An 18,651-nucleotide genomic window follows, 5' to 3' on the forward strand; every position below is an offset into this window, starting at 1 on the left:
ATGACCGATATCGTAGAATTGAGCGCCACCGAGCGCACCGTCGTCAAGCGCGGCACCACACCGACCAGACGCATGTTGCAAATTGCCGTGGGGCGCCTCGACTTTCGCATTGGCCTCATCGGCTTCGGATTGCTGCTTGGACTTGCGATTCTCCTGCCATTTGTCAGTTCGGTTGATCCGCTCAAGATGGCCTACAGCCACAAGTTTATTCCGCCATTCCCTTCCGAGGGCTGGCAATGGCCTTATGTGCTCGGTACCGATCAACTCGGCCGTGACGTTCTGATGCGCTGTCTCGTCGGACTGTGTTATTCGCTGTTCATCGGCGTGACGACCGTGGTTCTGATGTTCATCGTCGGCTGCAGTCTCGGTCTTCTTGCCGGTTTTCGTGGTGGTTGGCTCGATACGGTCATCATGCGGCTGACCGATGCTCAGCTGTCAATTCCGATGATCATTCTTGCCATCACCATTCTCGGCGTGTCACGCCCGACCGTGCCTGCGATCATCCTCGTGCTTGGCCTCTCCGGCTGGCCGCTCTATGCCCGCGTCGCGAGATCCGTGGCGCTCGGCGAACGCAATCGCGGCTATGTTCTCGGTGAGAGGGTTCTCGGTGCCTCGGACCTTCGCATCATGCTGTTGTTTGTGGCGCCTGTCGTTCTGCCTCCGATCGCCTTCGTCGCTGTGCTCGATATCGCCCGCATGATGATCTTCGAGTCGATCCTCGGCTTTCTCGGTCTCGGGGTTCAGCCGCCGACACCGACATTCGGCAACGTGATCGCGGATTCACGAAAGTATCTGCTGAACGCATGGTGGATCGCGACGATGCCCGGTCTGTTCCTGCTGATATCGCTGACCTGCCTCAATCTGATGGGTTCGGCGTTGGAGCGCGCGCGCAATGCGGTTCTGAGAGGGGATGCGTAAATGAGTGATCCAATCCTAGCTGTCTCCAATCTCTCGGTCGATCTCCTGCGGGATGGCGGCAAACGGCGCATCGTCGACAATGTGGACTTTGCGCTCCAGCCAGGCGAAGTTCTCGGCCTCGTCGGCGAAGCCGGATCGGGCAAGTCGGTGCTGGCGCGTGCCATGGTGAACGCCATTCAAGCACCGCTGGAAATCTCTTCCGGTCAGGTGATTTTTGAAGGAAAGGACGTCCTCTCCCTCGATGCGCGGGGTCTTCGGTCGATCAGAGGAAACCGCATTGGCTTCATCGGTGCAAACCCCATGGGTTCGCTTGATCCGAGGCTGCCGATCGGCCATCAGATCGTCGAGAAGCTTCGATCTGTCCGGCCTGATATCGGTAAGGCGGAAGCGAAGGAAAAAGTTCTCGATCTCCTTGGCCGGGTGCATATTCCCTCACCGCGCTCTCGCTTCCACGAGGCGCCCTTCCAATTCTCCGGCGGTATGATGCAGCGCGTGATGATTGTCGATGCGCTCGTTTCCGAGCCATCGCTTGTTATCGCCGACAATATTACGCAGCCGCTCGATGTAACGGTCGCAGCCCAGATTATCCGGCTTATCGACAGCCTCAGGCAAAGCCTCGACACGGCGTTCCTGTTTATCTCTTCGTCGTTACCGGTGGTGTCACAGATTGCCGAGCGAACGCTCGTCATGCAAGGCGGCCGCATCGTCGAACGGGGCAAGACTGCCGATATTGCTGCCAACCCGCAGCAAGCCTATACGCGCGCCCTCCTCTCGCGCATTCCATCGATCTGGAAGAACGTGTCGGCGCCGGAAGCAAAAGACGGTGAGGCTGTCCTGACCGTCGAAAATGCAACCCGAACCTATAGCGTGCGCCGGCGCGATGCGTTCAATGCCTTCAACGAAGTCAAGGCGGTTCGGGACGTGTCCTTTACCGTCAAGGCGGGTGAAAATTTTGGCATCGTCGGGGAAAGCGGTTGCGGCAAATCCACGCTTACGCGCCTGCTTGCCTGGCTCGAACAGCCAAATGCCGGTCGCATTGCGTTCCTCGGGAAGAACCTCTCGAGTCTCTCTGCTCGTTCGTTGACGGAGATGCGCAAATCGTTCCAGCTTCTGCTGCAGGACCCCTATGGATCGCTGCCGGCGGGCATGTCGATCATACGCATGATCGAGGAGCCGCTTCTGATCCACGGCGTCGGCCGGCGTGATGCCGAGCAGCGCGCGCAGGAGGCCATGCGCGAAGTCGGCCTTCATGCGGACCTCGCCGAACGATTGCCTGTGGGGCTTAGCGCCGGGCAGCGCCAGCGCATCAACATTGCTCGAGCCCTGGTGCTGAAGCCGCGCCTCTTGATCCTTGACGAGACCTTGTCGGCGCTCGACCAGGTCGAGCAGGCCGAGCTCCTCGATCTCTTCAAACGGCTCCAGGCGGCACACGGGTTTTCCTACATTTTCATATCTCACGACCTGGCGCTGGTCCGTCGTATCTGTCACCGCGTGGCGGTCATGTATCTAGGGCGCATCGTCGAACTGGCTGACAACACGACGCTTTTTGAACATCCGCACCACCCGTATACGCGGGCGCTGCTGAGCGCCATGCCGACGCTGGAGGAAAACCGTTTCCCGGGCGCGCAATATCTGCTCGATGGCGAGCCCCCGAGCCCCATTCATCTTCCGGTCGGCTGCTCGTTCCGTTCGCGCTGCCCGCGCGCGCAGAGCGACTGCGAAAAGACCGATCCGATGCTTGTGGGTTCTGATGGCGGGAATTACGCAGCCTGCCTGCATCGGCATGAGGACGAGGCGGTCCATGTCCAGTGAGATCCGCAAGGAGATCATCCTGGAGCGTCTCGGCCGTGATCAGCGCGTCAGCGTTGTCGAGCTTTCAGCAGAGTTCGGCGTTTCGGGCGAAACCATTCGCCGCGATCTGAAGAACCTCGAAGCAGAAGGTGCTGTGCGCCGCGTGCATGGCGGCGCAATTCCAGCCGGCCGCACAGCCGACACGCCGATTACCGAGCGCATCAAGCTCAACTCGACTGAGAAGGATGCGGTTGCCGGCGTGGCGCGCAACCTGATCAATGACGACTGTGTGATCTTCCTCGATACCGGCACGACGACGCTTGCGCTCGCGCGCCGGCTGATCGGCTTCAAGAAGCTTCGGCTCTACACGAATTCCCTGATGATTGCACAAGCCGCCTGCCAGCATTTCGGCGTCAGCGTGCACGTGACGCCTGGAAATCTGCGACCGGTCGAGCAGGACCTGGTCGGCTATGACACGCTATCCTACATCCAGCAGTTCCACTTCGACATGGTCTTCATGGGTGCCGCGGCAGTCAATGTCGAATATGGCTTCATGGACTATGAAGAAGACGAGGCGCGAATCCGTCAGATCCTCATAAAGCGGTCCTCGCGAAGCGTCATGCTGGCCGATCATTCGAAGTTTGGAAGGGTCGGCAATGTGATCACCGCTCCCTTCGGGCAAATCGGTGCGCTTGTGACCGACCGGCGTCCGCCGGAAGACATCCTCGGCGCCGTTCGGGCAGAAGAACTGGAGATCATCCATGCTTGACGCGGCGACGACACGGCGGACGGATTTCGATGCGATCTTCGACCGAATTTCTGCCATCGGTGCTCATCCCGGAGCGGGAGTGACGCGCCTCGCGGCGAGCGCCGAGGACGGCATGGCGCGAGGTGTTTTTGCCGTGTGGATGGAACAGGCAGCCGTCCAGATCGCGAATGATGCGATCGGCAATCAGTTTGCCTGCTTCGATTGGGCCGGTCAGGATGCGCCCTGGATTTTTGCGGGCTCGCATCTGGACACCCAACCCCGAGGCGGTCGTTTCGACGGCACCTTGGGTGTCCTGACTGCCGGACAGGCCGCGCTCGCTATTCACGCCGAGGTGCAACGCGGACTGTGCAAACCGCGCTACAACCTCGCGGTGGTCAACTGGACGAATGAGGAAGGCGCCCGCTACCAGCCGAGCCTGACCGGCAGCACGGTCTTCTCCGGCGCATTGGCGCTTGGCGATGCATTGGAACTACGCGACGGAGACGGCGTATCCCTCAAGCGCGCGCTCGAGGCCATAGGCGTCAGCGGCAGTTCGGGAATTGTTCCCCCTCCCCCGAAAGCCTATGTCGAGCTGCATGTCGAGCAGGGACGGAAACTTCTCGAAGCGGGCCGAAAGATCGGCGTCGTCGAAGGAACCTGGGCGGCGCGCAAGAAGACCGTCCGCTGGATCGGCCGGGCAGCGCATACGGGTCCGACGCCGATGGCCGATCGCCGAGATGCGCTTCTCGCCGCAGCAAGAGGAATTGCCGCCTTCGAAGCAGTCGTCGCGGCCAGCCATCCCCTCCTCCACCGCTCCGCTGCGCGCCTCGTGGTCGAGCCCAACTCGCCGAACGTTGTCGTCGACCGGGCGACTGTGTGGTTCGAGCTCAGGGGGCCTGACGTGGCCGAACTCGACATGGCAGGTGAGCTCGCCCTTGCCGCGCTCGAAAAGGCGGCAGCCGAAACCGGCACGCAGCTGGAAATCGTCGCCGATACTTTGCGCGATCCCGCCAGCATGGACAGGCGGTTAATGGCACTCGTCGATCGCACGGCACGTTCTTGCGGTTTCGAGCCATTGACCATGCGTTCGGTTGCAGGCCACGATGCTGTCGCCTTGCAAAACAGTGGTATCCCGTCGGCGCTGATCTTCATTCCGAGCGTCGATGGCATCGCCCATCATCCCGACGAACTGACCGAGCCACAGGACGTGCAGGCGGGGCTGGCGGTGCTGACCGCCACGCTTCGCAACATCATTGAGGGAGAGTTCCATGCAGGATGATGCTGCAGTTCAGGCTGCGCTCGACGCGGTCGGCCTTTCCGGCGCCACCCTCTCAGCTCCGATTGGCGGAGTGGTGTCGCCCATTCACCGCGGCGTCGAAAATCTCTGCTTTTTCGCAAGCAAGGCGGATCAGCCGCGGGTTTTCGTCAAACGTCTCCACGATGACATGTCTCGGTTTGTTGCCCTGAACCATGTGGCGGAGGCCAGCCGCAAGGCAGGCGAACTGGGCATTGCCCCGCGGCTCATCCATGCCGCTCCCGAGGGCGGCGTCCTGGTATTCGAAGCGCTTGGCGAGGAATGGGCGTGGGGGCATGCCGATGTCCTTCGCCGCCCGCGGGTTCTCGAAAATCTTCTGACGGCAAAACGCAGCTTCCATCAGGCTGAGAGGCTTGGCGAAACGCGCAGCGTTTTCGAGCTCGTTGCCGCCTACCGGCAGCTTGCCGAAGGAGCGGATGTGATCTTGCCAGCACCGGTATTCACCGTCTCTGCTGCCGTCGAGCGCATTGCCGGCGCCATCGGCGCCGCAGGTGTCGATACGGTCCCGTGCCACGCGGACGGCATCTCGTCGAACGTCATGGTCGGACCGGACGACGGAGTTCGGCTGGTCGATTTCGAGTGGGCGCGCCAGGCGGACCCCGCGTACGATATCGGAACCGTGCTGGCCGAACTCCTCCCATTCGATGGCGAGGCGCTGCTGGCCATTGAAATCGCAACCGGAAAGCCGGATGCGAGCGTGCTCGCGCGGGCACGCCTTTATGGAGCGGCCGACGATCTCATGTGGGCGCTTTGGGGCTTCATCAATGCCGCACGCTCGCCGCGCAAGCATGTTGAATTCTTCAAATACGCCGAATGGCGGCTTCTGAGAGCCCGCACGGTCATCGAAGGACCACGCTTTGAAACATGGCTGAAACAGGTCTGATGGAGAGAGCGATGAGACTGAGATTGGGTGAAGGCGCATCGCAGGCCGAGCAGGCGATCGAGCAGGCCATCATAGCCGTGGCGGACTGGCGAGGCCTCGAGGTTTCCTACGAACCAGTACCCGGGGGCATCAGCAATCCCAACTGGCGGGTTTACGTCGAAGGTGCGCCGCACAGCTTCTTCGTGAAGATACCCGGCGCTGGGACCGAAATGTTCATCGACCGGAGAACTGCCAACGAAGCCGGCCGCAGGGCGCACGAGGCGGGCGTCGGCGCCCGGATCATCGAGTTCTTCCCCGAAACGGGGGTCGAGGTGAGTGAATTCGTCGAGGGGCTCAGAACATCGACAAACGCCGATTTTCTTGATCCTGTCATCCGCCTCAACGGTCTTCGTGCGCTGAAGGCCTTCAACGACACCGCACCGCTTTCGCAGCGAAAGACCACCTTCGACATGATCGACGAACATTTCCAGCAGGTCCTGGAGCTTGGCGGCGATTTCCCGAGCGACTTCGGCTGGATGAATGCGCGCTATCGCGAGGCGCGAGCTGCGCTCGAGGCATCGGGTCTCGATCTCGCGCCCTGCATGAACGACACACTGGCCGGCAATTTCCTCCTTCATTCCGATCGCCGGGTCATGCTTGTCGATTTCGAATACGCCTCCACCAATGATCGGGCGGCGGAACTCGCGCTTTGGTTCTGCGAGATGTGCTTCTCGCCGGAGACCGAAAAGGAACTGATCGAGGAATATTATGGCCGGGCGGATCCGGGCGTTCTGGCGCGGATCGCTTTGTTCAAGGCTCTCGTCGACCTCAAATGGTCGACCTGGGCGATGGTGCAGAACGAAGTCTCGCGTCTTGACTTCGACTTCTTCAAATATGGGTTCTGGAAACATATGCGCGCGCGTTTCGCAATGAGCAATTCGCTGTGGCCGCAATGGCTGAAGGCGGTCTGACACATGCAAAGCACTGAAGAGGTGATCTCTCCCGATTTTCTTCGCCGCCTCGCGGCAGTTGCCGCCCGCGAGACATTGCCCCGGTTCCGGTTGCCGGGAGCCGTCGTCAACAAGATTGCCGGCGGGTTCGATCCGGTCACCGAAGCCGACCGCGAAACGGAGAAAGCGCTTCGAGCGCTTATCCGTTCGGAATATCCCGATCACGGCATCCTGGGCGAAGAGTTCGGCAATGAAGGCGCGGATGCGGGCCTGGTCTGGGTCATCGATCCGATCGACGGAACCAGGTCGTTCATATCAGGTATCCCGCTCTGGGGCACGCTTGTCGGGCTGACCAGGGATGGTGATGCGGTGGCCGGCATGATGGCGCAGCCTTTTATCGGGGAATTGTTTTATGCGACGGGCAACGGCGCATACTACGAGGGCCAGCACGGACAAACGCGGCTCGCAACCAGCGCGACGAAGAACCTTGCCGACGCGACGCTCTTCACAACGACGCCGGCGATCTTCGAAGCCGACCGGAGAGCAAGCTACGACCGGCTCGAAAAACAAGTGCGGCTCGCGCGTTACGGGACCGATTGCTATGCCTATTGCATGCTTGCGGCAGGGCAGATCGACTGCGTCGTGGAAGCGGGCCTCTATCCCTACGACATCGTTGCCCTCATTCCGATCATCGAGCAGGCCGGCGGCGTCGTGACGGACTGGGACGGGGGACCGGCAGAAAATGGCGGCGGTATCGTGGCGGCGGCAAATTCCTCCCTGCATGCGCAAATCATGGCTTTCCTGCACGGGGATTGACCACGGGGCTTCCTCAGACGGCGGACACCGGTCTGACGCTTTCGGTATGGTCAACCGTGGATGATTTCGAGGTCGCCCCTTTTGGCGGCCGCCAATATATTTGCCGGGGGACGTTGATCGGTGACCAATGTGTTAACGCTGGAAAATGCGGCGGTAATGACATTGCCCGTCTTGCCGCACTTGGAATGATCGGCCAGCATGATGCTTCTGGCCGTCTGCTTCAGCAGAGCCTGGCGAATTCGCGCTTCATCCTCTTCATAGTCCATGAAGCCATACTCCGCCGCGATTGCCGCCGCACCCATAAAGACCATGTCAAAGTGGAATTGCTGGATGTAGGACAGCGTATCATAGCCGACCAGATCCTGCTCAATCGGGCGGAGATTTCCCGGCGTCATTTGGACCCGGACGCCGAAATGCTGGCAGGCGGCTTGCGCGATCATCAGGGAATTGGTGTAGAGCCGCAGCTTCTTGAAGCCAGTCAGGTGGCGCGCAAGGGACAGGGTGGTGGTGCCTGTGTCGAGGAAAATGGCGCAGTCGTCGGTTATGAGGTTGCGCGCCATCTGCGCGACCGCGTCCTTTTCGAGCGCATTGAATCTGATGCGGTCGGTAATCGGCACATCCGCGGTTCGGCCGGCCGGTATAGCGCCTCCGTGAACGCGCCGAACGGCTCCCTCGGCCTCCAGATCCTTCAGGTCGCGCCGAATGGTTTCACCCGAAACACCGAACTCTGTCGAAAGCTCCAGAACGCTGACGCGTTGATCACGATCGAGTCGTTCGAGAATGACTTCTTTGCGAACTTCACTCGACATTGACAGCTTCGTCCTCGGGTCGGTGCGGGGGTCGACAGCAACGCTGATGCTGACAATCCCTTAAAGCGGCAGATCTATCTCGCAAGCCTTCGGAAAAGGTTGCGAGATGCTTGTAAGGATGACGGTGAACCGGGAAGTCGACGACGTTGTCCTTGGATTTGTGTATTTATGTGGTGTTTGCGGATCTTTCAAACAAATTACGCGATCTTCCACCGCGCAATGACCATCCCGCCCGCGCGAGAATCGCTGCCTATGTGATCAGCAACGCGCTTGCCTTCCATACAAAATGAACCCTTCGATCGAAATCCTGGTCCGGAGTGAATGCGATTCTGTCCCTGCTCCATGTGGGAATGTTGGAATATTGAGGGCATATCACCGGAGAATTGAGCTAAAATCCACAAAAGCAACATCTGAAAACCTCAAGGTTCTTGAGGGCGTGCCTAAGCAACATATTGAAAATAGAAAGAAAGTTATGACCCGTAACGGATTTTTCAGAACTGTCGTCGATGATGATTAGCAACTGTTTGACTCGAAATGGATTCAAAATGCAGATTTTCCACAATGCTTTGCAATTGTCCCACCGCATGCGATCCATTAAGGCCAAGTTTGCCGTGGTGATCATAGGGACAGCGATCGTCTCTTGCGCGTCTGTCGGAGCATTGAGCTACCAGATCGGAAAGAACGGTTTGATCGAGGCGAGCAAGATCCGCCTTGAAGCGATTGCAGCCAATCAATCGAAGGCGCTCCGGGCCTATGATGAACGGGTCGAGCAGACGCTGACCGAGATCGCGCAGAGCCAGTCGCTCGGAGAGATGACGGAGCAGGCCGGAAAGGCCATCGCAATGTCTGATGCCAAGATAAGGGAGGCGTTCCAGGACATGTCGAAGAGCCCCGCACAAAGAGCGGCTTTCGACGGATCGACCGTCAAGATGCTCTATGCCGTCAAGCATAGCTCGGTGCATGGGCCACTCTTCAGCGCCTGGAAGAATGCCGATCTCAGCGATATCTTCGTCATCGATAACAATGGCCAGGTGGTCTATACGGTCACCAAGGGACCCGAGTTCATGGCGGCCGTCCAGGATTCGCAGAATGCCGCCCTGAAGTCCCTGTTTGCCTCATCCATCGCCGGACCGGCCGACCAAGTGTATCGGACGGGGTTCGTTTCGTTCAAAAGCGAGGAAAGCGATGTTTCGGCTTTTCTTGCCAAACCCCTTGCCAACGTTGTCTGGGGCTCTGTCGTCAAGCGCGGCACCGTCGTGATCCGTATCGCGCCGGCAAAGCTTTTGGCGCTCATTTCGCCCGAGGGCTTGGGACGGAGCGTCGACGAGGCGTTTCTGATTGCCGCCGACGGCACCTTGAGAGCAGGCAACGTCGCAGCGGAAAATGGAGTGCCGCCGGAGCTGCTCAAGGCCGCGAACGAGCAGAAGAATGGCTCCGTCTTCGCTGATGGGGCCCATGGTTCAAATTTTTACTCCTACGTCCCTGTCACCCTCTTTGGTCAGCCGCACCTTCTCGTCATCGGCCAGAGCAAGGCTAATGTCGTCTCCTCGGCAAACGAGCTTGCAAAGTGGGCCGCGCTGACCGCTCTCGCCGTCCTTTTCGGAATGGGTATCGTCGGGTACATCTTCTCCTCCCGTCTTACGAAGCCGCTCGCGGACATCACAGGCCTGATGAACCGCCTGAACAATGGCGATCAGGCAATCGAGATCCGGTCCGTCTCGCGTTCTGACGAAATCGGCATCATGGCGCGGGCGCTCGAATCCTTCCGCCAGGGGGCAGTCGACAAGGTGCGAATGGAGGAGGAGGCGATCCAGCGTAACCGTCAGATCGAAGAGGAAAGGCAACTCCGCGAGACGGACAGGGAAAAAAGCGCGGCCGAGCTGGAACATGCGGTCTCGGCACTCGCCGCCGGCCTGAAGAACCTGGCCGACGGGCGGCTCGATCATCGCATTGCGACTCCTTTCGCGCCCTCCCTCGACCAACTGCGGAAGGATTTCAACGGCTCGATGATGCGGCTGCAGGCGACGATGCGCCAGATCCGCGACAATGTCGAAATGATCCAGGGCAATGGCAACCAGATGGCCGAGGCGGCCGAGGATCTTGCCAAACGGACTGAGCAGCAGGCTGCTTCGCTCGAAGAAACGGCAGCCGCCGTCGACGAGATCACCGTCACGGTTCGCTCGTCGGCGGAACGTGCCAAGGATGCCGACCAGATCGTCCGCCAGGCCAAGCAGAGCGCCGACGATTCAGCCATCGTCGTCAACAATGCGATCGATGCGATGGGCCGGATCGAAGAAGCCTCCCGCCAGATCGAGCAGATCACCGGCGTCATCGACGAGATCGCCTTCCAGACCAATCTGCTGGCGTTGAATGCCGGCGTCGAGGCGGCACGCGCCGGCGATGCGGGCAAAGGCTTTGCCGTCGTTGCCCAGGAGGTGCGTGAACTGGCGCAGCGCTCCGCCAAGGCGGCCAAGGAGATCAAGGTCCTCATCAACAAGTCGACGGCCGAGGTCAATACCGGCTCGCATCTGGTCCAGGAAACCGGTTCGGTCCTTGCGAAGATCAGCTCGCAGATCGTCACGATCAGTCAGCATGTCGAGACGATCGCCCGCGGCAGCCACGATCAGTCGAGTGCGCTGCAGGGGGTCAACTCGACCGTCAATCAGATGGACCAGATGACACAGCACAATGCGGCGATGGTCGAGGAGACGACGGCCGCGAGCCGCGAACTCGCCTCCCAGGCTGACGGCCTGTTGGCGCTGGTCCAGCACTTTCAAATCGGAGGCGAAGATGAAGCGGCGTTGGCCCACAGTCGGGCGGCGTGATTTGCCGCAGTTGACATCGATTGACGCGGCGTCCCGTTCTTTCAAGGCCTCTTCTACGGCCGGTCCCGCGCATGTCGGGCTGGGATGGTGGCGGTGAACCCAGCCGCCACCACGGTCTTCAACTTTCCACCATGAAACGGGAGATGAATGGCAGGCTTGCAGCACCGACGGCCTTCGGCGTGTTCAATATGCCGCTCGGCATCACGGTCACTTCGGGAACCAGCTTTTGCAGCGAGACGCAGATGTTCCGATAGACGACATTCGGCACGAATGAAGAAACGATCACCGCTTCGAGCTCGACAAATTGCGCGAGCGACTTGACGATGCCCTGCATCTTTTCCGCCAGTTTGCCTTCCCATTCGAGAACCAGACTGTTCTCCGGCCATGGTGCGAGCGGCTGCCACAGGTGATCCGTTGGCGCGCCCACGGCGGTCAATACGGATTCCAAAGATGCCACGCCGACATCGAAACTGACCACCGAATTGCCGTGGTGGATCTGGTGGTTCAAGACCAGGCGGCTGTGGAGGTTCGCGCCGATATAAAAGTAGAGATAATCGGAAAACGGCTTGGCGACACCGAACATGCTTTCGCCGCTGGCCGCAGCCGTAATGTCGTTCTGCACGAACACCGAGTAGCCGGTAAGCTCCTCGACTTCCTTCTGGAGCGAGTCGAAGTAGGCCTTTTCCTCACGCCCCTCCGAAGCGCTCGACGGAAGCGCAAGGCCAATGCCGGCTAGACGCTTTTGAGCATTCTTGGGGACGATGTTCACCGCCTGACGAATGGTCTCGATGAACATTGTCTGGTTGCTGTCGCGTTCGGGCTGCGGATTAGGCAATTGCATATGATAGCGAACGGCGCCGGCAAAATCGATCAGAACGACGTCGGTACGCTTCAGGCCGACACTGATGCCGATCGAAAAGGCCCCTTCCGGATTGAGGGCAACCGGAACGGTCGGAGGCCCGACCCGTCCCTTCTGGGCTTCCCCCTTCGCAACCAGTCCTTCCTGCTCCAGCGACCTGACCAGCACCGAAATAGTCTGGGCTGAAAGGCCCGTCCGTTCGCCGATCTCCAATCGGGTGATCTCGCTGTTCTGAAGCAACAGCGACAGCAGCAGGCGCTCATTGTAACTGCGCACGCTGACCGCATTCAGGCCGGTTGCCCGATCGGCAATACGCAAGGGATTGGGTGGTGCAAAACGCATATCAGGCATCAATGCAATCCTCTTGGAGTAAGGCATAAAGATGTACTGGCATCCATTCGTAACGTCGCTGCGGCAATATCATCATCTCCAACCGATCGCCTCGACTTCCCTGGCGAGCGCCGTTCCCAAGGCTTCATGCGCTTCCCGATTGATGTGAAAGCCATCGCGCGGATCGCAAGCCGCGACGGTGGCGGCGTCAAAAAAATGTACTTCGAGCGAATCGGCAATGATTTCGAATTCGAGGGCGAGACGCCGGGATTTCTCCTGGGCGCCGAAAAATATGGGTTCCCATTCCTTGATATCGTCCAGCATCGGCGGTGGAGCAACCACCATGATTTCGGGGGGCTTGCCGGCCGGACCGGGCGCCAGCTCCCGGATATCGTAGACCAGGCAGCCAATCCCCATCGCCACTTCGGAGGGAGGCTGGTGGAAACGGGCTTTCAGGTCGTTCGTCCCGAGCATGATGATGACGAGATCGAGGATTGCGTGGCTCATGAGGCATGGCCGGAGGTAGGTTCGGCCATTCTTCATCGGGCCTTCGATCGGATCGTCTCGAACCGTCGTACGGCCGCTCAAGCCCTCCTCGACCACATACCACTTGCTTCCAAGCTCCCGTCTCAAAACGCCTGGCCAGCGCTCGTCCGGCCCATATCGATCGAGCGGCGAGCCGCCCGGAATCTGGCCATGCGTATTCGAGTCGCCGTAACATAAGACTGACCGCATTTCCTCCCCACCTTTATGGCAAATCATAAAGACGCATGAACATTCAACGGCGATTATGGCCTTTGTCGATCCATGGTGCAAGTTTATTGATATTCATTCAGTCTGAATAATTATTGACAGCCGTTTATCCGTGTGGCATTTCTATGAATGGGAGAGCAAGATTTTCCAGGAACTGAACATAGCCAGCCCAGTCATCCAATGGCTTTGGCCCGCGATTAAAGCCGCTTCAGCGGCCTGGATAAATGTGTCTCCGTGGCAATGGAGATCCGACGTCGAGAGGACGACGGTGTTTGAGCAAGGGAGGAAATCTCGTGAACGGCTATGTGAAATCTATCCTCGGGGCTACGCTTTTGATGGCGTCGACCGCGGGCCCGCTATGGGCGGATGAAGTCAAGTTTATGGACGGCATCACGCCGAAGGCTGGCGACAATCCGCAGACGGAAGCCGGGAAGTACAAGAAGGACTGCGGCTGGGTTATCGGCATGAGCGATTTTGGCGTCAACGCCAACACTTGGACCGTTCAGGTTGCTCACGAATCGGAAGCGGCGGCCGCAGCCAACAAGTGCATCAAGAAGTTCATCCTGCTCGACGCCGGCTTTGACCAGAAGAAGCAGGTTGCCGACATCGAAGACCTGATCGCCCAGAAGGTCGACGCGATCATCGTGCAGCCGGTCACCTCCACCTCCGCAAACGCCTCCATGAAGAAGGCGATTGCCGCCGGCATCCCGGTCATCGTTCATACCGGTCGCGTCGAAACAGAAGACTACACGACCGAGATCCAGGGCGGCGCCGAGCACTTCGGCAAGGTCATGGGCGACTGGCTCGTCAAGACCGTCGGCGATAACGGCAAGATCTGGGTTCTGCGCGGTCTCGCCGGTCATCCGGAAGACACCAACCGCTATAATGGCCTTCTGGAATCCCTCAAGGGCACGAACGTGAAGATCGTCGCCGAAGAGCACGGTGACTGGCAGTACGACAAGGGCAAGAGCGTTTGCGAAACGCTTTACCTGAACAGCCCCGATGTCGATGGCATCTGGTCGTCGGGTGCCGACATGACGCGCGCCTGCGTCGACGTCTTCAAGCAGTTCGGCGCCAAGATCCCGCCGATCTCCGGAGAAGGCAACAACGGCTTCTTCGGCCAGTGGATCCATGACGGCTTCCAGTCGATCTCGGCTGAATATTCGCCGGCCCAGGGCGCCGAAGGCGTGCATGCCGCTGTCGCACTGCTGGAGGGCAAGCAGCTCTACAAGCACTACGACTACAATCCTCCGGGCTGGGACCTGGAGAAGGTCAAGAAGTATTACCGCGACGATCTCTCGGCGAACGTCTGGTGGCCTTCCCAGCTCTCCGAGGACGACCTGAAGAAGTATTATACCAAGAACTAAAATAGCCTCCCAAGGCGCATCCGCCGGTTTCATTCCGGAACCGGCGGATGGTGACCGAGCGGAGCTGCATGGATTGGGAGGAACGAATGGCCAACCTTATAGAAATGTCGAACATTTCAAAGTCGTTTGGCGGAAGTCTGGCACTGGATAGAGTGTCGCTGGAGCTCTTGCCGGGTTCCGTCCATGCCCTGATGGGCGAGAATGGCGCTGGCAAATCGACGCTCATGAAGATCCTCGCGGGCGTTCACCAGCCTGATAGCGGCGAGATCTTCAAGAACGGACACAAGATCGCCTTCCTCAATCCGAAAGAGGCGCTCGACTTCGGCATATCGACGGTCTTCCAGGAGATGACGCTTCTGGCGAACCTGACGATCGCCGAAAACATGTTTCTCGGGCGCGAGCCCGTAACGCGCTTCGGCACCGTCGACTACAAACGGATGAATGCCGAAACCGGAAAGGCGCTGAAAGAGCTGTCGCTCGATCTTGATCCGCGGACGCTGGTTTCGAACCTCACGATTGCCGAACGGCAATTCGTCGAAATCGCCCATGGCATCAAAGCCGATGCCTCGATCTTCATTCTCGACGAGCCGACCGCCGCACTCAACGCCGCTGACGTCGAGATCCTCAACAAGCATATCCGCCGACTGCGCGATGCGGGCAAGGCCCTCGTCTACATCTCGCACCGCATGGATGAAATTTTCCAGATATGCGACACGGTCACGGTTCTGAAAGACGGCAAGCTGATCGGCACGCGCCCGCTTTCGGAAATGACGCCGACATCGCTGATCGCAATGATGGTCGGCCGGGAATTGAAGGACCTTTTCCCGGCAAGGAACGCCTCGGCAGCCTGCGAACCGATGCTCGACATCAAGCACTTCAAGATCGGCGCTTCGTCAAAGCCGTTCTCACTGCATGTTTGCAAGGGTGAGATCGTCGCACTTGCCGGGCTCGAAGGACAGGGTCAGCAAAAACTCCTCCGCTCGCTGGTCGGCAAATTCCAGCCGTTTTCCGGCACGATCACACTGAACGGAAAATCGCTGGCCTTGCCCGTGCCGAACGAGAACGGTGTGCGCAAGCTGCAGCAGATGGGCGTGGGCTTCATTCCTGAGGACCGCAAGGAGGAAGGCTTGTTCCTCAACCTCCCGATCGCGCACAATATCGAGATCGCGCTCCATTCGGCACGAGCAGGATTTTCCCCCGCGAAGAACTATCGCAAGCTCGTTGCCGACACGATCAAGCGGCTCAACGTTCGCACGATCAATGCGTCCGCGCCCGTCGGCGCGCTCTCCGGCGGCAATCAGCAGAAGGTCCTGCTTGGCCGCTATATCGCCGCCAATCTCGACATCCTCCTGATCGAGGAGCCGACGCGCGGTGTCGATATCGGCGCCAAGTCTGAAATCTACAAGCTGCTTCGCGACTTCACGCAGAACGGTGGGGCCGTGCTGGTCCTGTCGAGAGAAACTGTCGAGCTCATCGGCCTTTGCGATCGCATCTATGTCGTCCATGGCGACACGGTCGTTGCCGACATGCCCGCCGCCAAGGCGACCGAGCACGACATCCTCGACGCCGCCTTGAGCGCGTGAACGCCAACAGAGAACCAATCCGATGACCAAGACCCTCACAAGACTATTCAAGGGAAATCAGAGCCGCCAAGGTCTCTGGATCGTTCCCCTGCTGATCACGATCGTTCTCAGCATCGCTCTGATCATTCAGACGGACCAGTTCCTGAACCGGGAAAATCTGTTCAACCTGGTCGCGCAGGCAATGCCGCTCGTCATCACCGCGGTCGGTCAGCTGTTCGTCATCCTCGTCGGCGGCCTCGACCTGTCCGTCGGCTCGCTGATCAGCTTCACGACGGCCATCCTCGCGCTGGACGCTCCGGGCTACATCACGATCCCGGCAGTCTTCCTGCTGGCGGCCCTGCTCGGCCTGACCAACGGCATCGTGATCACTCGTCTCAACGTCCATCCGATCATCGCGACACTGGCGATGCAGTACATCGTCCTCGGCGCTGCGCGCATCTTGCGTCCGGTCTCCGGCGGGACCATTCCGGATGTCGTCATCAGCTCGGTCTCGGGGTCGTTCCTCGGCATCCCCATGCCGATATTCTGGGGCATTTGTGTCGCCCTGGTCGCCTGGAAACTGCTCTACGGCTCGCGGTTCGGCCTGCATCTCTTCGCGATCGGCGGCGGTATTGCCAGCGGCGTCGAAGACGCGACGCGCAACTTCGGTGTTGCCGACAAGCGCAACGTCATCCTCGCCTATGTTGCCTGCTCGTGCTTCGCAGCCCTTGCTGGCGTGTTCCTGGCCGGCCGCATCGTTTCCGGCGATCCAAATGTCGGGCTTCTCTTCGAACTCGACGCGATCACCGCCGTCGCCATTGGCGGCACGCAACTCTCCGGCGGCGTCGGCAGCCTGCAGGGAACGATTATCGGAGCCCTGGTACTGGCGCTCCTCTCCAACGGCATGAACCTGGTCAACGTTTCGCCGTTCATTCAGACGGCGATCAAGGGCGGCATCCTGCTCCTTGTCGTCGGTTTCCAGACACGCAAGAAGATGGGGCTCTAAGATGTCAGCCTTCGCAAAAAATCCCGCAATTCAGCGAATGCTTAAGATTGCGCCCGCCTATTATGTCTTTGCATTGCTGCTGATCGTCCTGTGGGTCTCGCGCCCGCAGATGCTGAACGCAAATGTCATGGGCATCTTCATTCGCCAGGTCGCCCCGCTCGGCGTCCTCGTTCTCGGGCAGTTGCTCGTCATGCGGGTCAAAAGTATCGACCTCGCCGGCGGCGGCGTCATCCTGCTCGTCAACTACTTCATCTCGTCCGGCCAGTTTCCCGGAATGTCGGCGACCGGTTTCGTGCTGCTCGCGCTCTTCACGGGCACCGCGATCGGGCTGTTCAACGGTTTCATGGTGGGCAAGCGCCGCGTCTCGGCTGTTATCGTGACGCTTGCGGTCAGCATCATCCTCGTTGGTGCCGTGCAGTTCCTGTCGAGCGGCAAGCCGCCGGGTAACGTGCCGAGCTACTTCAACGATATCTATAACGTCAAACTCGGCCCGCTGCCCCTCCCGGTCCTGTTCTGGGTGGTGCTGACCACGCTGCTGTCCCTGCTTCTGTCGAGAACGGTGTTCGGCCGTTACGTGACCTCGGTCGGCGCAAACGCGGAAGCAGCGCATTTCTCAGGCGTACCCGTCGAACGCACCGTCGTCGTGGCGCATACGCTGGCAGGCCTGATCGCCGGCATCGCGGCTCTCGTTCAAACGGCTTCGATCGCAGTCGGAAGCGTTCGCGTCGGCCTGGATCTGCCGATCCTTTCTGTTGCCGCAACCATTCTCGGCGGCGTGGTCTTCGGCCGCGGCGAAGGCGGCGTCTGGGGACCGTTCTTTGGTGTCCTTTCGTTCGCGCTCCTCTTTGTCGTGATGACGTCGTTCGGCGTCAGCGACTCCGGGAAGCTCATCGCGCAAGGCCTCATCATTCTCCTTGCGGCCATTTTCTACGGCCTCAAGGCGCGTACCAACTAGTCGTCATCGGAGGAGTAATGACATGGCAGAAAGCCGCTCGATATTGTGTTTTGGGGACTCACTGACATGGGGATGGATTCCGGTACCCGAGTCGTCGCCGACACTCAGATACCCCTTTGAACAACGCTGGACCGGCGCAATGGCCGCAGCACTCGGTGACGGCTATACGATCATCGAGGAAGGCTTAAGCGCCCGCACCACGAGCGTCGAGGATCCGAACGATCCCAGGCTGAACGGCAGCGCCTATCTGCCGATGGCGCTCGCCAGCCACCTGCCGCTCGATCTCGTCATCATCCTGCTCGGCACCAACGACACCAAGTCGTATTTCCGCCGCACGCCTTACGAGATCGCCAACGGCATGGGCAAGCTTGCGGGACAGGTTCTGACTTCGGCCGGCGGCATCGGCACGCCCTATCCTGCCCCGAAGCTTCTGATCGTCTCGCCGCCGCCGCTCGCTCCCATGCCTGACCCATGGTTCGAAGGCATGTTCGGCGGTGGCTACGAAAAGTCCGTCGAACTTTCAAAGCAGTACAAGGCGCTCGCCAACTTCCTGAAGGTCGACTTTCTCGACGCCGGCGAGTTCGTCAAGACCGATGGCTGCGATGGCATCCATTTCTCGGCTGACACGAATATCACGCTCGGCCAGGCAATCGCAGAAAAGGTCAAGGCGATTTTCTCTCAAGAGGCGAAGAAAGCTGTGGCCTAGCAGCGTTCCGTCGCCGGCCGCCAGGCGCCATCCTCCCAGGCGGCTGGCGGTCCTTTTCCGCAAACAAGATTTGAGGCTC

Annotated in this window: 15 protein-coding genes and 1 pseudogene; 13 read left to right on the forward strand and 3 right to left on the reverse strand. The window is 59.7% G+C overall.

Annotation, left to right across the window (positions count from 1 at the left end; translation table 11 throughout):
* From EXN68_RS24865 to hisN, 7 genes are read left to right on the forward strand one after another with little or no spacing between them, the layout of a single operon-like run.
* Nucleotides 1–918, forward strand: coding sequence for an ABC transporter permease (locus tag EXN68_RS24865; protein WP_012475948.1), 918 nt, complete (start codon nt 1–3; stop codon nt 916–918).
* Nucleotides 919–2,730 (forward strand): dipeptide ABC transporter ATP-binding protein, encoded by a 1,812-nt coding sequence (locus EXN68_RS24870; protein ID WP_077768149.1) that lies wholly within the window; start codon nt 919–921, stop codon nt 2,728–2,730. It begins immediately after the preceding gene.
* A complete protein-coding gene (locus EXN68_RS24875; RefSeq protein ID WP_161596387.1) occupies nt 2,720–3,478 on the forward strand; it encodes a DeoR/GlpR family DNA-binding transcription regulator in 759 nt (252 codons plus the stop codon). The genes EXN68_RS24870 and EXN68_RS24875 overlap by 11 nt, the downstream gene beginning before the upstream one ends.
* Complete coding sequence (locus EXN68_RS24880) at nt 3,471–4,736, forward strand: Zn-dependent hydrolase (protein ID WP_012475950.1); 1,266 nt, start codon at nt 3,471–3,473, stop codon at nt 4,734–4,736. The genes EXN68_RS24875 and EXN68_RS24880 overlap by 8 nt, the downstream gene beginning before the upstream one ends.
* Nucleotides 4,726–5,655 (forward strand): phosphotransferase, encoded by a 930-nt coding sequence (locus tag EXN68_RS24885; RefSeq protein ID WP_012475951.1) that lies wholly within the window; start codon nt 4,726–4,728, stop codon nt 5,653–5,655. The genes EXN68_RS24880 and EXN68_RS24885 overlap by 11 nt, the downstream gene beginning before the upstream one ends.
* A gap of 11 nt (nt 5,656–5,666) precedes the next feature.
* Nucleotides 5,667–6,605: a choline/ethanolamine kinase family protein gene (locus EXN68_RS24890; RefSeq protein WP_077768147.1), complete on the forward strand. Its 939-nt coding sequence runs from the start codon at nt 5,667–5,669 to the stop codon at nt 6,603–6,605.
* A 3-nt stretch (nt 6,606–6,608) separates the two neighbouring features.
* Nucleotides 6,609–7,400, forward strand: coding sequence for a histidinol-phosphatase (gene hisN / locus EXN68_RS24895; RefSeq protein ID WP_012475953.1), 792 nt, complete (start codon nt 6,609–6,611; stop codon nt 7,398–7,400).
* Nucleotides 7,401–7,450: 50 nt separating this feature from the next.
* Here hisN and EXN68_RS24900 read toward each other — a convergent pair whose 3' ends face one another.
* Complete coding sequence (locus EXN68_RS24900) at nt 7,451–8,209, reverse strand: DeoR/GlpR family DNA-binding transcription regulator (RefSeq protein WP_077768146.1); 759 nt, start codon at nt 8,207–8,209, stop codon at nt 7,451–7,453.
* 1,586 nt (nt 8,210–9,795) lie between these two features.
* Between EXN68_RS24900 and EXN68_RS27975 the strand changes: the two are divergent.
* Nucleotides 9,796–11,034 (forward strand): annotated as a pseudogene (locus EXN68_RS27975) (methyl-accepting chemotaxis protein); the annotation flags it as partial.
* Between the two features lie 118 nt (nt 11,035–11,152).
* On the opposite strand, the gene EXN68_RS24910 reads toward EXN68_RS27975, so the two are convergent.
* On the reverse strand, nt 11,153–12,244 hold the full coding sequence (locus EXN68_RS24910; RefSeq protein ID WP_234888140.1) for an ROK family transcriptional regulator: 1,092 nt from the start codon (nt 12,242–12,244) through the stop codon (nt 11,153–11,155).
* Between the two features lie 72 nt (nt 12,245–12,316).
* Nucleotides 12,317–12,985 carry an SGNH/GDSL hydrolase family protein gene (locus tag EXN68_RS24915; protein ID WP_012475956.1) on the reverse strand — a complete coding sequence of 223 codons (669 nt, stop codon included), beginning with the start codon at nt 12,983–12,985 and terminating at the stop codon, nt 12,317–12,319.
* Between the two features lie 326 nt (nt 12,986–13,311).
* Here EXN68_RS24915 and EXN68_RS24920 point away from each other — a divergent pair, with 326 nt between their 5' ends.
* The 5 genes from EXN68_RS24920 (at nt 13,312) to EXN68_RS24940 (ending at nt 18,572) form a co-directional block, all read left to right on the forward strand.
* Nucleotides 13,312–14,343, forward strand: coding sequence for an ABC transporter substrate-binding protein (locus tag EXN68_RS24920; protein ID WP_161991478.1), 1,032 nt, complete (start codon nt 13,312–13,314; stop codon nt 14,341–14,343).
* An 86-nt stretch (nt 14,344–14,429) separates the two neighbouring features.
* Nucleotides 14,430–15,926 carry a sugar ABC transporter ATP-binding protein gene (locus EXN68_RS24925; protein ID WP_077768141.1) on the forward strand — a complete coding sequence of 499 codons (1,497 nt, stop codon included), beginning with the start codon at nt 14,430–14,432 and terminating at the stop codon, nt 15,924–15,926.
* Nucleotides 15,927–15,948: 22 nt separating this feature from the next.
* On the forward strand, nt 15,949–16,911 hold the full coding sequence (locus EXN68_RS24930) for an ABC transporter permease (RefSeq protein ID WP_012475959.1): 963 nt from the start codon (nt 15,949–15,951) through the stop codon (nt 16,909–16,911).
* 1 nt (nt 16,912) lies between these two features.
* A complete protein-coding gene (locus EXN68_RS24935; protein ID WP_012475960.1) occupies nt 16,913–17,866 on the forward strand; it encodes an ABC transporter permease in 954 nt (317 codons plus the stop codon).
* A gap of 22 nt (nt 17,867–17,888) precedes the next feature.
* Nucleotides 17,889–18,572 carry an SGNH/GDSL hydrolase family protein gene (locus tag EXN68_RS24940; protein WP_012475961.1) on the forward strand — a complete coding sequence of 228 codons (684 nt, stop codon included), beginning with the start codon at nt 17,889–17,891 and terminating at the stop codon, nt 18,570–18,572.
* Nucleotides 18,573–18,651 lie beyond the last annotated feature (79 nt).

Source organism: Martinezella rhizogenes (assembly GCF_007002745.1).
GTDB lineage: Bacteria > Pseudomonadota > Alphaproteobacteria > Rhizobiales > Rhizobiaceae > Agrobacterium > Agrobacterium cucumeris.